We start from the raw sequence: 12,604 nt of genomic DNA, 5'->3' as shown, positions 1-12,604 counted from the left end.
CGCACTCATTGCCCAGACGATATTTCATGGTATTGCCGCCCAGACCGAAGCAACCTTGCGAACCGCCGTCGCCGGAGGTATTGCTGCCGGCGCCGGCGCGCAGGTAGCCGTGGAAGCCTTCGGCGTCGGATGGGTACATGGGGTCGGCCATGGCGGCGGCGCTGGCGAGGGCCAGGAGCAGGGCGGGCAGGGTTTTCAATGCGGTGCGGTTCATGCGGTCTCCAGAAAGATGTAGGTGGTAGCGGTGCGCCTGAAAAGGCGGCCACCGCGCACGGTCTAATGCCGAAAACCAAGTCTAGCAGCGCATTTTTAACCACCCTGATACAAAACGAACAAGTCGCGATACTTTCTTTCAAAGTGTTGTTTTTACTCAATGTCGATACTCTCGCGCATAGCGGCGCTGCAAAAGAGTATTGAATTGCGGTTTTGGAGTATCAGAAAGTATCAAGTTCCGGTGCTACATTGTGGTCGTGGTGCTAAGTATTCACGCATTGCCAACGACAAAAACACTGGAGACACACAATGAAACGTACCGCCATTGCCGCGCTGTGCGCCGGCGCCTTTTGCCTCAGCGCGTCCGCTCTTGCCGCAACCGATCTCGTCATCGCCACCGTCAACAACGGCCACATGATCGAGATGCAAAAGCTCAGCAAGTTCTTCGAGCAAGCCAATCCCGACATCAAGCTCAAGTGGGTGACCCTGGAAGAGGGCGTCTTGCGCCAGCGCATGACCACCGACATCGCCACCAAGGGCGGCCAGTTCGACGTGATGACCATCGGCCTGTATGAAACCCCCATCTGGGGCAAGAAAAACTGGCTGATCCCCATCAAGCCGGATGCCAAGTACGATATCGACGATTTGCTGCCCGCCATCCGCGAGGGACTCTCCGGCGACGGCAAGCTGTACGCGTCGCCGTTCTATGGCGAAAGCTCGATGATCATGTACCGCAGCGACCTGGTCAAAAAGGCGGGCGTGACCATCGAGGACCGTCCGACGTGGAACCAGTTGCGCGACGTGGCGGCCAAGCTGCACGATCCGGCCAACGGCGTGTACGGCATCTGCCTGCGCGGCAAGCCGGGCTGGGGCGACAACATGGCCCTGATCACCACCATGGCCAATTCCTACGGCGGCCAGCTGTTCGACATGCAGTGGAAACCGCAATTCACCAGCAAGCCGTGGAAGGACGCGGTCAACATGTACGTCGACCTGATGAAGAAGTACGGCCCGCCGGGCGCGGCCGCCAACAGCTTCAATGAAAACCTCGCGCTGTTCAACCAGGGCAAGTGCGGCATCTGGATCGACGCGACGATTGCCGCTTCCTTCATCACGGATCCGAAGCAAAGCAAGGTGGCCGACAAGGTCGCATTTGCCCAGTCGCCCGTGGGCGTGACGGAGCGGGGCGCCAACTGGCTGTGGATCTGGTCGCTGGCCATTCCATCGAGCTCGAAGCACCCGAATGAAGCGCAGCGCTTCATCAACTGGGCCACGTCGCCCGATTACGTGAAACTGGTTGCCAAGGAAACCAGCTGGGCCAACGTGCCGACGGGCACGCGCAAGTCCACCTACGCCAGCCCCGAGTTCCAGAAGGTGGCGAAATTCGCGGCCGCCGAAGGCAAGGCCCTGGCCACCACGCGCGCCGTGCAAAGCACCTTGCCGCCGTCGCCATACGTGGGCGTGCAATTCGCATCGATCCCCGAATTCCAGGTGATCGGCGTGGCGGCCGGTCAGCAGATGGCGGCCGCACTGCTGGGCAAGATCAGCGTCGAGAAGGCGCTGGAACTGTCGCAGCAGACGGCCGAGCGAGAGATGCGCAAGGGTGGGTACTACAAGTAAGCCTGCTGCATAGTTTGCGTACCCCAACGGCATAAATCTGGGGGCGGACCCTGAGGGTCCGATCCCGGTACTTTAGCTTTGCGGGTTATCGGTTCACCTGTCCCAAGAGAACATTATGAAACGCATTATCCCCCGGACTTTGCTGACGCCGGCCGTGGTCGCCGTCTCCGTCATTTCCGTGATCCCGCTGCTGATCACGCTGTATTACGCGTTCGTGCGCTATTCCATGCTCGATCCGAGCGGCCATCCCTTCCATGGCCTGGCCAACTTCCATTTTTTCTTTACCGATGCCTCTTTCCTGCCGGCGTTGCAGAATACTTTCACCCTGCTGTTTTCCGTCATGCTGATCACGGTGGTGCTCGGTGCCGCGCTGGGTTTGCTGATCAACGAAGCGTTTCCCGGGCGCGCCATCGTGCGCGTGCTCTTGATTTCTCCCTTCCTCGTCATGCCGGCCGTGAATGCCCTGATGTGGAAGAACATGCTGCTCAACCCGATTTACGGCCTGTTCGCGCAGATCAGCATCTTTTTTGGCCTGACGCCCGTCGACTGGCTGTCGTCCCACCCCTTGTTCTCGATCATCATGATGGTCTCGTGGCAATGGCTGCCGTTTGCCTGCCTGATCTTCATGACGGCCTTGCAGTCGATGGACCGCGAACAGCTGGAAGCGGCGCGCATGGACGGCGCCACTTACGTGCAGCAGTTGCGCTACCTCTACATTCCCCATCTGGGCCGCGCCGTCTCGGTGGTGCTGATGATCGAGATGATTTTCCTGCTGTCGATCTTTGCGGAAATCTTTACCACCACGGGCGGCGGTCCCGGCTTCGATACGACCACCATCACCTTCATGATTTACCAGCAGGCACTGCTGTCCTATGACGTCGGAGCGGCTTCGGCCGGTGCGCTGTTCGCCGTGCTCATCGCCAACATCGCCGCCTTCTTCCTGATGCGCGTCATCGGCAAGAACCTGTCGAAATAAGGAGACCTTGATGCATAGCAAACTCAATCTGTATGGCCGCACGGCCGCCGCCTGGCTGTTCGCGCTGCTGCTGTTCTTCCCCATCTTCTGGCTGGGCCTGATGGCCTTCAAGACGGAAGGGCAAGCCATTTCCACGCCGCCGCTGCTGTTCTTCACGCCCACGCTCGACAGCTTCCGCGAAGTGCTGGCGCGCGACAATTACTTCGGCTACGCATGGAACTCGCTGTTTACCAGCGTGGTGTCGACGGCCATCGGCTTGCTGATCGCCATTCCGGCCGCGTATTCGATGGCCTTCTTCCCCACGGGCGGCACCATCGGCTTGCTGAAATTCATGCTCAGCTCGCGCTACATGCCCGGCGTGGGCGCCCTGATGCCCATCTATATCTGCTACCAGTACTTCGGCCTGCTCGACACGCGCATCGGCCTGACCATCATGTTCATGCTGATGAACCTGCCCATCATGATCTGGCTGCTGTACACGAGCATGAAGGAGCTGCCGCGCGAAATTCTGGAGGCGTCGCGCATGGATGGCGCCACCGTCTGGGACGAATTCCGCCACGTCGTGCTGCCGCTGTCCGTGGGCGGCATCGCCTCCACGGCCCTCGTGTGCATGGTGTGGTCGTGGAATGAATCGTTCTGGTCGCTGAACCTGGGCGCTTCCAACGCGGGCACGCTGGCCTGGCTCATCGCTTCCTACTCCAGTCCGGAAGGCTTGTTCTGGGCCAAATTGTCGGCCGCCTCGCTGATGGCCATCGCCCCGATCATGGCGCTGGGCTGGTTCTGCCAGAAACAACTGGTGCAGGGGATGACCTTCGGCGCCGTCAAATAAATGATGCCTCCATAAACCTGCTGCGCGGCCCGAGTTCGGCTCTCCGTCGCTCACTGTGCATCCGCACGGCTCCGCGACTCACACCGAACGTGAACCGCTCGCGACGGTTTCTGAAAGCATCGAAAACAAATCAGAATTGAGACAAATCATGGCTTACCTTCAACTGAGCAACATCGAAAAATTCTTTGGCGAACACCGCGCCATCAAGGGCATCGACCTGGAAATCCGGCAGGGCGAGTTCGTCGTCTTCGTGGGACCGTCCGGTTGTGGAAAATCAACATTGCTGCGCCTGATCGCGGGCCTGGAACCGATCGACGGCGGCAAGCTGGCGCTCGACGGGCGCGACATCACGGCCCTGCCGTCGTCCAAGCGCGACCTGGCGATGGTGTTCCAGTCGTATGCGCTGTACCCGCACATGACGGTGTTCCAGAACATGTCGTTCGCCTTGAAGCTGGCCGGCGTCGATGCGGCCATCATTCGCGAGAAAGTCGACAAGGCGGCCGCCATCCTCGACCTGGGGCGCTACCTGGAGCGCACGCCGAAAGAGCTGTCGGGCGGCCAGCGCCAGAGGGTGGCCATCGGCCGCGCCATCGTGCGCGACCCGAAAGTGTTCCTGTTCGACGAGCCGCTGTCGAACCTGGACGCTGCCCTGCGCGTGCAGACGCGCATCGAGATCGCCAAGCTGCACCGCGAACTGGGCGCCACCACCATCTACGTCACGCACGACCAGGTCGAGGCCATGACCCTGGCCGACAGGGTAGTGGTGCTGCGCGACGGCCAGATCGAGCAGCATGGCTCGCCGCTGGAACTGTACGACCGTCCCGCCAACCGCTTCGTCGCGCAATTCATCGGCACGCCCAGCATGAACGTGGTGCCGGCCGACGCCGCGCCGCAGCTGCTGGCGCAGGCGGGCAGCGCGGCGCAGGCCGACGGCTTTGTCGGCATCCGCCCCGAACACGTGCACCTGGGCGCGGCGCAGCCGGGCAGCGTGCCCGTCACCGTCGACCTGGTCGAATCGCTGGGCGTGGAAACGCTGACCTATGTGCGCCTGCCGAACAATGTGCAGCTGGTGTCGCGCGGCGCCGAGCGCAGCAGCCTGCAGCCGGGCCAGCAGACGCACCTGACGTTCGAGCCGGGCTTCGTCCATTATTTCGACCGCGCCGGCAAGACCTATGCGGCGGCGAAAGGAGCGCTGTAATGGCTGCCATCGTATTGAAACAGGCGCACCTGGCGCGGCTGCCGGCCGGCGTCGCCGTGCCCGCGTATGCGCGCGAGAGGCTCGTGCCCAGCATCGTGCATATCGGCGTGGGCGGCTTTTACCGCGCCCACCAGGCCGTCTACCTCGATGACTTGCTTGCCCTGCCCGTACCAGGCCAGGCGCAGTGGGGCTATTGCGGCGTGGGCCTGCTGGCGAGCGATGCGGCCATGCGCGACGCCATGCAGTCGCAGGACGGCTTGTATACGGTGGTCGAGCGCAGCGCGGCCGGCGATGCGGCGCGGGTCATCGGCTGCGTGGGCGAGTACCTGTATGCGCCGGACGACCCGCAGGCCGTGCTGGAAAAGCTGGCCGATGCGGGCACGCGCATCGTCTCGCTGACCATCACGGAAGGCGGCTACTACGTCAACCAGGGCACGGGCGAGTTTGACGCGGCGCATGCCGACATCGTCTACGAGCTGGTGCACCCGCAGGCGCCGCGCTGCTCGTTCGGCTACCTGGCCGCCGCCCTGGCCCTGCGCCATGCGCGCGGCTTGCCGCCGTTTACCATCATGTCCTGCGATAACCTGCAAAACAATGGCGACGTGACGCGCAAGATGCTGCTGGCCTTTGTCGCCCTGCGCGACCTGGAGCTGGCGCGCTGGCTGGCCACGCATTGCAGCTTCCCCAACAGCATGGTCGACCGCATCACGCCGGCCACCACGGATGAACACCGGGCGCTGGTGCGCGACACGTTTGGCATCGTCGACGCCTGGCCCGTCGTGTGCGAGCCGTTCCGCCAATGGGTCATCGAGGATGACTTCCCGCACGGCCGTCCCGCCTGGGAACGGGTGGGCGCGCAGATGACGCACGATGTGCTGCCGTATGAAAAAATGAAGCTGCGCCTGCTCAATGCCAGCCACCAGGCCCTGTGCTACATTGGCATGCAGCTGGGCCACACGTATGCGCATGAAGCGATGGCCGACCCTGGCATCCGCGCGCTCGTGCGGCGCATGATGGACGAGGAAGTCACGCCCCTGCTCGACGCGGTGGAGGGCGTCGACCTGGCGCAGTACAAAAATACGCTGGTCGAGCGCTTCTCGAACCCGGCCGTGCGCGACCAGCTGGCGCGCATCGGCACGGAAGGCTCGGCGCGCATCCCGAAATTCGTGCTGCCCTCCGTGCGCGAGGCGCTGGCCAAGGGCGGTGCCATCAAGCTGCTGGCCTTCACGGTGGCATGCTGGTTCCGCTACCTGGAAGGCCACGACGAGCAGGGGCGCGACATGCCCCTGAACGATCCGTATGCGGCGCGCCTGCGCGCGCTGGCGCTGCAGGGCGGCGCGGATGCCGCGGCGCTGCTGTCGCTGCGCGAGCTGTTCGGCGACTTGAGCGACACGCCCGCGTTCACGCAGGCGGTGGGGCAGTCGCTGGCCAGCCTGTACGGGCTGGGCGCGCGCGCCGCGCTGGAACAGGCCGTCAGCTGAGGGGAGGGCGCGCCATGGCACGCAAGGCCGAGTATCCGCAGCCGCAGATGGAGCTGGAACAGCAGCGCGACGCCACGCCCGGCTTCGAGCCGAAAGGCAGTTTCGGCTTCATCCGCTACCTCGAGCACGGCTTTCCGAATTCGCTGGTGCGCTGGCATTACCATGACGAGTATGAGCTGCACCTGATCGTCGAATCGAGCGGCAAGGTCTTCGTCGGCGACTACATCGGCCAGTTCACGCCCGGCCACCTGGTGCTGACGGGGCCGCGCGTGCCGCACAACTGGGTCTCGCTCGACACGCCGCCCGAGGGCGTGGCCCTGCGCGACATGGTGATCCAGTTCGGCCATCCGCCGCTGGCCTCGATGGCGGCCGCCATCCCCGAACTGAAGGGTATCTTTCCGCTGCTGCAGCGCGCCCTGCACGGCGTGGAGTTCTTCGGCGCCAGCGAGCAGTCGCTGCGGCGCTTCCAGCGCATCCGCGACACGAGCGGCCTGCCGCGCTTCATCGAATTCCTGACCTTGCTGGGCGAGCTGGCGCAGACCAGCGACTACCAGCTGCTGTCGACGGTGCCGATGCAGTCGAGCGACGACGACGTGGCGCTGGCGCGCATCAGTTCCGCCATCAACTACATCGTGCACAATTACAGCAGCCAGTTTTCGCTGAAACAGCTGGCCGAGCAGGTGGACATGCCCGAGCGGACGTTTTCGCGCTTTTTTCGCAGCGCCACCGGCAACAGCTTCACGGACTTCGTCAACCGCCTGCGCATCAACAAGGCGTGCCAGCTGCTGATGGAGACGGAGCGCTACGTCAGCAACATCTGCTACGAGGCGGGCTTCAACAACGTGGCCAACTTCAACCGGCGCTTCCTGGAGTTGAAGGGCATGACGCCGAAGGAATTCCGCCAGCAGGCGCTGGGCCGTTTTGGCGAGTGAGGCTTTTTGAGGTACATTGGATGGCACGGGCGGGGACAGCCCGAGAGAGACGAGCATGGAACACCAATGGCAGAAGGACGGCGAGCGCAAGGCGCCCGAACTGGAGCGCGAAAGCTACGACGGCATCATCAATTACCTGGAACACGGCTATCCCAGTTCGCGCGTGCGCTGGCACTGCCACGAGGAGTACGAGCTGCACCTGATCGTCGCCACCAGCGGACGCCTGTTCGTGGGCGACTATATCGGCGAATTCTCGCCCGGCCACCTGGTGCTGACGGGCCCCCGCTTGCCGCATAACTGGATCTCGAATGTCGTGCCGGAAGGCGGCGTGGCCCTGCGCGACATGATCGTGCAGTTTGCCCACGCGCCGCTGGCCGGCGCCGCGCGCGTCATCCCCGAACTGCGCGAGCTGCTGCCGCTGCTCGAGCGTTCCAGCTATGGCGTGGAGTTTTTCGGCATGGGCCAGGAGGCGCAGCGCCATCTGGCGCGCATCCGCGCCACGCACGGCGCCGAGCGCTTCGCGGAATTTGTGCAACTGATGAGCACACTGGCGCGCACGGCCAACTACCGGTTGCTGTCGAGCGCTTCCCTGCGCTCGTACGATGACGACGCCACCCTGGCCAAGGTCAATTCGGTGCTCAACTACATCACGGACAACTACCGCGAACCGATTTCGGCGGAAATGCTCGCCGAGCAGGTGGGCATGTCGCTGAGTAAATTCTCGCGCTTCTTCCGCAAGGCGACGGGCAACAGCTTCACGGATTTCGTCAGCCGTTTGCGCATCAACAAGGCGTGCCAGCTGCTGATGGATACCGACCAGTACGTGTCGAACGTCTGCTACGACGTGGGCTTCCAGAACGTGGCCAATTTCAACCGCCGCTTCCTGCAGGTGAAGGGCGTCACGCCCAAGCAATTCCGGCGCCAGGCCGATGGCCGCTTCGGCGGCATCGGCGGACCCGTGGCGGATACGCCACAGGCCTCCTGAAGGCTGTCATCGGCTTGTCATTTTGCCCAGTTACTCTCCACGGCTTGAATCCCCACCCTAGCCGAGGAATGCATGAACACTGCTGTAACGTCGACCCCGAAACTGACCCTGCTGGCCTTGGCCGCCAGCCTGACCCTGGCCGCCTGCGGCGGCAGCGACAGCCACAATGAACCGGCCAAGCCGGTGGCGCAGACGGGCGTGTTCCTCGACGGCGCGGTGGAAGGCCTCGATTACGTGGCGGGCAGCGCGGCCAAGGCCAGCACCAACGCCAAAGGCGAATTCACCTGCAATCCTGGCGACACGGTGGCGTTCAGCGTGGGCGGCCTGGCCCTCGGATCGGCGCCGTGCGGCGCCATCGTCACGCCGCTGGCGCTGGCCGCCAGCACGAATGTGGCGGACGACAAGGTCGTCAACCGCCTGATGGCGCTGCAATTGCTCGACGAGGACAGCGATCCGTCGAACGGCATCAAGCTCACGGCCGAAGTGAAGGCGGCGCTGGCCGGCAAGACGCTGGACTTTGCCGCCGCGCCGGCCGTCTTCAACACGGCGCTGGCCGGGCACCTGGCCGGCCTGGGCGCGAAATTCGCCGCCCGCGGCGTCGATGCGGAACGCCGCGCCCTCGTGCGCGAGCATTTCGAAGACACGCTGGCGTCGAAAGCCGGCGCTCCCGTCAACGAAGCGCTGACGCAGGCCAATCCCGTCGGCGAAGTGAAAGTGACGGTGACGCGCTACCAGATCCAGGCGGCCGACAAATTCTATGTGCCGTACGAAGGCGCGAACGCGAAGATCAAGGGCGAGTTCCCGAACGGTTTCCTGCCATCGTATGGCTCGGGCCTGGCCTACAAGGGCAAGAATGCAAACGGCGACCTGGAATTCTATGGCTTGACGGACCGCGGCCCGAACGGCGATGGCCCGCTGGTGCCCGATCCATCGGGCAAGGGCACCATCGGCAGCAAGATCTTCCCCTCGCCCAGCTTCACGCCCTCGTTTGGCGTGATCACGGTAGGCAAGAACGGCGCCGTCCTGGCCTCGTCAACGCCGATCAAGGTATCGGCCAGCGTCAACAGCTCGGGCTTGCCCGTGCCCGTGGGCGCGGTGGGCAATTCGGCCGAGATTCCCGTCATGGATGCGATGAAGTTCGATGCAAGCGGCAAGGCCGTCTTCAATGCGGGCGGCCTCGATTCGGAGTCCATCGTCGTCGACGCCAAGCGCAACGCGCTGTGGGTGTCCGACGAATATGGCCCCTTCATCATCAAGATCGACGCGGCCACGGGCGTCATCCAGGCCAAGTATGAACCGGGCAAGGGCTTGCCGGCGCTGTTCGCCAAGCGCCGCGCCAACCGCGGCATGGAAGGCATGACGCTCGACGCGAGCAACGACAAGCTGTACGCCTTCCTGCAAAGCCCCCTGACGGACGGCACGGCCATGTACTCGGTGACGAAAAAGGCCGAGCAGGTCGAGCGCTTCGCCCGCTTCACGCGCTGGATCGAATTCGACCCGGTGGCGGGCACCAGCGGCAAGATGTTTGCGTATCCTCTCAACGCGGCCGACTACCAGGATGGCCGCACGGGCAACGCCAAGCTGGGCGACATGGTGGCGCTGGGCGGCGGCAAGTTTCTCGTCATCGAGCAGGGCGCCGCGCCGTCGGGCAAGGTATTCAACAAGCTGATGCTGGTCGAATTGAAGGGCGCCACCGATATCTCGGCCGCCGCCTACAATGCCGCCAGCTCGGACCTCGAGAAGAGCAGCATGGGCGGCGTGGCCGTCAACGGCGCCGACTGGGCGGCCGTCACGCCGCTGAAGAAAACCCTGCTGCTGGACTTGAACGCCATCGGCTGGGCGGCGGAAAAGGCCGAAGGCCTGACCCTGGTCGACGACTCCACCATCGCGCTGGCCAACGACAACGACTTCGGGCTGAAAACCAAGGTGTATGACGCCAACGGCGTGGAAGTGAAGGACGCCGACGTGACCAAGTGCACGGTCGACGCCAACGGCACCATCGTCACCAGCAGCGCGGCCGGCTGCAACGCGGCCAACACCATCCGCGTGGCGCGCGGCGACGACCGCGAACGTCCAAGCCGGCTGTGGATCGTGAAGTTCGCCAAGGCGCTCACTGCGTATTGAACGATGGTGGATGTGTCGGATTACGCGGCGCGCGCGCCGCTAATCCGACCTACGCATGAAAAAAGCCGCGCGGTGCTGGGATGCACCGTGCGGCTTTTTTGTTATGAAGAGCGAACGTAGGTCGGATTAGGCGGGGCCGCCGAGGCCAAAGGCCGTAATCCGACATTCACCTGCTTATTTCTTTGTGTACGTATTCAACCAATCGAGCACCGTGTGATGCCACAGCAGCGAATTGGCCGGTTTCAGCACCCAGTGGTTTTCATCGGGGAAGACCAGCAGCTTGCTCGGGATGCCCTGGCGCTGCAGCGCCGTGAAGGTGCCCAGGCCTTGCGCGGTAGGGATGCGGAAGTCCAGGTCGCCCTGTACCACCAGCATCGGCGTCTTCCAGTTCTTCACGAAGTTGACGGGATTGAACTGCTCGTGCTTGGCCGGCGCGTCGTAGTACGGACCGCCGTTTTCCCACTCGGTGAACCACAGTTCTTCCGTCGCGTAAGCCATGCCGCGGTTGTCGAACACGCCGTCGTGGTTGACCAGGCACTTGAAGCCGTCCGGCCAGTTGCCGGCGATCCAGTTCATCATGTAGCCGCCGTACGAGGCACCCAGCGCGCAGCTGCGTTCGCGGTCCAGCCATGGGAACTTCTTGGTCGCCGCTTCCAGGCCTTTCTGCAGGTCGACCAGCGGCTTGCCGCCCCAGTCGCCGCTGATGGAGTCCGTGAACTTCTGGCCGTAGCCGGTCGAGCCGTGGAAGTCGATGAAGACGGTGGCGTAGCCGGCGCCCGCATACACCTGCGGGTTCCAGCGGTAGCTCCAGCTATTGCCAAAGCTGCCTTGCGGGCCGCCATGGACGAGGAAGGCGATCGGGTACTTTTCACCGGCCTTGGCGTTCCACGGCTTCATGACGTGGCCGTAGACGGTTTCGCCATTCGCGCCGGCGAACGAGAACTGCTCATATTCGCCGAAGCGCACGTTGGCCAGCGCTTGCGCATTCTGCTTCGTCAGCTGGACCATCGGCGCCGTTTCCGACTTGGCGTCGAGCTTGCGCGTGTACAGCTGCGCGCCCGAGGCCAGGTTTGCCTGCGCCAGCACGATGGTATTGCCGCGCACGTCGAAGTCGCCGACGGCGCCCTTGCCCGTCAGGGCGCTGACCTTGCCGCTGGCGGCGTCGATGTGGAACAGACGGTGCTGGCCCACGTCGTCGGCGGCGACGAGGAAGGCCTTGCCGTCCGGCGTCCAGCGGAAGTCGGCCACGGAGCGGTCCCAGTCATCGGCCACGGTGCGTTTCTTGCCCGTGGCGACATCCATCAAGACCAGGTGGAAGCGGTCGGCCTCGAAGCCCGGCTTGGTCATGGCGACATATGCGAGCGTGCGGCCATCGGGCGAGTACGTGGCTTTCGCATCCCAGGCCGGATTGTCGGCCGTGAGATTGCGCGGCGCCTGGCCGCCGGCGGCCGGGATCGTGTAGACGTCGAAGTTGGTCGACCACGATTCCGTGCGGCCGGCCACGCGCACCGAGAAGGCGACCGTCTTGCCGTCCGGGCTGAAGTGGTATTCGCCGTTGTCGCCGAATGGTTTGGATGGCGCGTCGCCATCCAGGGTGCCGCTCAGGCTGACGGGCGCGGCGCTGACCTTGCCGGTGGCGTCGATGGGCGCCGAGTACAGCGCGTTGCGGCGGCCGTCGGCCCAGGTATCCCAGTGGCGCACGAACATCTGGTCGTAGACCATGCCGCTGGCCTTGTTTTTCGCTTTGTCATCGAGGCGCTTCTTCGTGCAGGCGAGGTCCGCGCAATCGAGGTAGACGCCCATGCTGAAGGCCAGGCGGTCGCCCTGCGGCGACAGGCGGTAGGTGTCGACGTCGAGCGGCAGGTCGGTGACCTTGGCCGCTTCGCCGCCGTTCAAGGGCAGCTGCCATACTTGCGAGGAGCCGGAGCGGCCGGACAGGAAGTAGATGGCATCGCCGTTCGGCGACCATTGCGGATCGCTGGCGCTCGCTTCACTGCGCGTGAGCTGGCGCGGCGCCGCGTTGGGTGCGCGCAGGTCGATCAGCCACAGCTGCGTATTGCCGCGATTCTTGTCCAGGTTGGTGCTGCGCACCGTGTAGACGACGCGCGTGGCGTCCGGCGACAGCACGGGGCTGCCGACGCGCTCCATGGCGACCATGTCTTCGACGGTGAAACCGCGCGGCGCGGCCGGCGCGGGTTCCGCAGCGGCGGCGGTGGTGGCCATGGCGGCACTGAATGCTCCCAAGA

The 12,604-nt window shown here is 64.1% G+C and carries 10 protein-coding genes; 8 read left to right on the top strand and 2 right to left on the bottom strand.

The features are described from left to right. The coding region (locus tag O0880_RS23975; protein WP_289889130.1) for a carbohydrate porin at positions 1-214 on the bottom strand (214 nt) is incomplete at its 3' end. A 308-nt stretch (positions 215-522) separates the two neighbouring features. On the opposite strand from O0880_RS23975, the gene O0880_RS23970 reads away from it, so the two are divergent. The 8 genes from O0880_RS23970 to O0880_RS23935 all read left to right on the top strand — a co-directional run bounded on the left by O0880_RS23970 (position 523) and on the right by O0880_RS23935 (position 10,358). Beyond that, complete coding sequence (locus O0880_RS23970) at positions 523-1,833, top strand: sugar ABC transporter substrate-binding protein (RefSeq protein ID WP_289889129.1); 1,311 nt, start codon at positions 523-525, stop codon at positions 1,831-1,833. A 115-nt stretch (positions 1,834-1,948) separates the two neighbouring features. Further along, positions 1,949-2,809, top strand: coding sequence for a sugar ABC transporter permease (locus O0880_RS23965; RefSeq protein ID WP_289889128.1), 861 nt, complete (start codon positions 1,949-1,951; stop codon positions 2,807-2,809). 10 nt (positions 2,810-2,819) lie between these two features. After that, on the top strand, positions 2,820-3,638 hold the full coding sequence (locus O0880_RS23960; RefSeq protein ID WP_071324500.1) for a carbohydrate ABC transporter permease: 819 nt from the start codon (positions 2,820-2,822) through the stop codon (positions 3,636-3,638). Positions 3,639-3,786: 148 nt separating this feature from the next. Continuing rightward, positions 3,787-4,836 (top strand): ABC transporter ATP-binding protein, encoded by a 1,050-nt coding sequence (locus tag O0880_RS23955; RefSeq protein WP_289889127.1) that lies wholly within the window; start codon positions 3,787-3,789, stop codon positions 4,834-4,836. Continuing rightward, a complete protein-coding gene (locus O0880_RS23950; protein WP_289889126.1) occupies positions 4,836-6,317 on the top strand; it encodes a mannitol dehydrogenase family protein in 1,482 nt (493 codons plus the stop codon). The genes O0880_RS23955 and O0880_RS23950 overlap by 1 nt, the downstream gene beginning before the upstream one ends. A 14-nt stretch (positions 6,318-6,331) precedes the next feature. Then, positions 6,332-7,249: an AraC family transcriptional regulator gene (locus O0880_RS23945; protein WP_289889124.1), complete on the top strand. Its 918-nt coding sequence runs from the start codon at positions 6,332-6,334 to the stop codon at positions 7,247-7,249. A gap of 55 nt (positions 7,250-7,304) precedes the next feature. Then, positions 7,305-8,234: an AraC family transcriptional regulator gene (locus tag O0880_RS23940; protein ID WP_289889123.1), complete on the top strand. Its 930-nt coding sequence runs from the start codon at positions 7,305-7,307 to the stop codon at positions 8,232-8,234. 72 nt (positions 8,235-8,306) lie between these two features. Beyond that, on the top strand, positions 8,307-10,358 hold the full coding sequence (locus O0880_RS23935) for an esterase-like activity of phytase family protein (protein WP_289889122.1): 2,052 nt from the start codon (positions 8,307-8,309) through the stop codon (positions 10,356-10,358). Positions 10,359-10,532: 174 nt separating this feature from the next. Here O0880_RS23935 and O0880_RS23930 read toward each other — a convergent pair whose 3' ends face one another. After that, positions 10,533-12,581 carry a S9 family peptidase gene (locus O0880_RS23930; RefSeq protein WP_289889139.1) on the bottom strand — a complete coding sequence of 683 codons (2,049 nt, stop codon included), beginning with the start codon at positions 12,579-12,581 and terminating at the stop codon, positions 10,533-10,535. Between the last annotated feature and the right edge of the window lie 23 nt (positions 12,582-12,604).

Origin of the sequence: Janthinobacterium sp. SUN118, from assembly GCF_030397695.1 — a bacterium.
In the GTDB taxonomy this organism is placed as follows: domain Bacteria; phylum Pseudomonadota; class Gammaproteobacteria; order Burkholderiales; family Burkholderiaceae_D; genus Janthinobacterium.
Note: the sequence above shows the minus strand (reverse complement) of the source record. Positions and strands in the feature narration are given on the sequence as shown.

What these genes read in the sequence shown, in the direction of transcription:
- O0880_RS23970 (WP_289889129.1), top strand. Translation starts at nt 523, where the DNA reads ATGAAACGTACCGCCATTGCCGCGCTGTGCGCCGGCGCCTTTTGCCTC.
- O0880_RS23950 (WP_289889126.1), top strand. Translation starts at nt 4,836, where the DNA reads ATGGCTGCCATCGTATTGAAACAGGCGCACCTGGCGCGGCTGCCGGCC.
- O0880_RS23945 (WP_289889124.1), top strand. Translation starts at nt 6,332, where the DNA reads ATGGCACGCAAGGCCGAGTATCCGCAGCCGCAGATGGAGCTGGAACAG.
- O0880_RS23935 (WP_289889122.1), top strand. Translation starts at nt 8,307, where the DNA reads ATGAACACTGCTGTAACGTCGACCCCGAAACTGACCCTGCTGGCCTTG.
- O0880_RS23965 (WP_289889128.1), top strand. Translation starts at nt 1,949, where the DNA reads ATGAAACGCATTATCCCCCGGACTTTGCTGACGCCGGCCGTGGTCGCC.
- O0880_RS23960 (WP_071324500.1), top strand. Translation starts at nt 2,820, where the DNA reads ATGCATAGCAAACTCAATCTGTATGGCCGCACGGCCGCCGCCTGGCTG.
- O0880_RS23955 (WP_289889127.1), top strand. Translation starts at nt 3,787, where the DNA reads ATGGCTTACCTTCAACTGAGCAACATCGAAAAATTCTTTGGCGAACAC.
- O0880_RS23940 (WP_289889123.1), top strand. Translation starts at nt 7,305, where the DNA reads ATGGAACACCAATGGCAGAAGGACGGCGAGCGCAAGGCGCCCGAACTG.
- O0880_RS23930 (WP_289889139.1), bottom strand. Translation starts at nt 12,581, where the DNA reads ATGGCCACCACCGCCGCCGCTGCGGAACCCGCGCCGGCCGCGCCGCGC.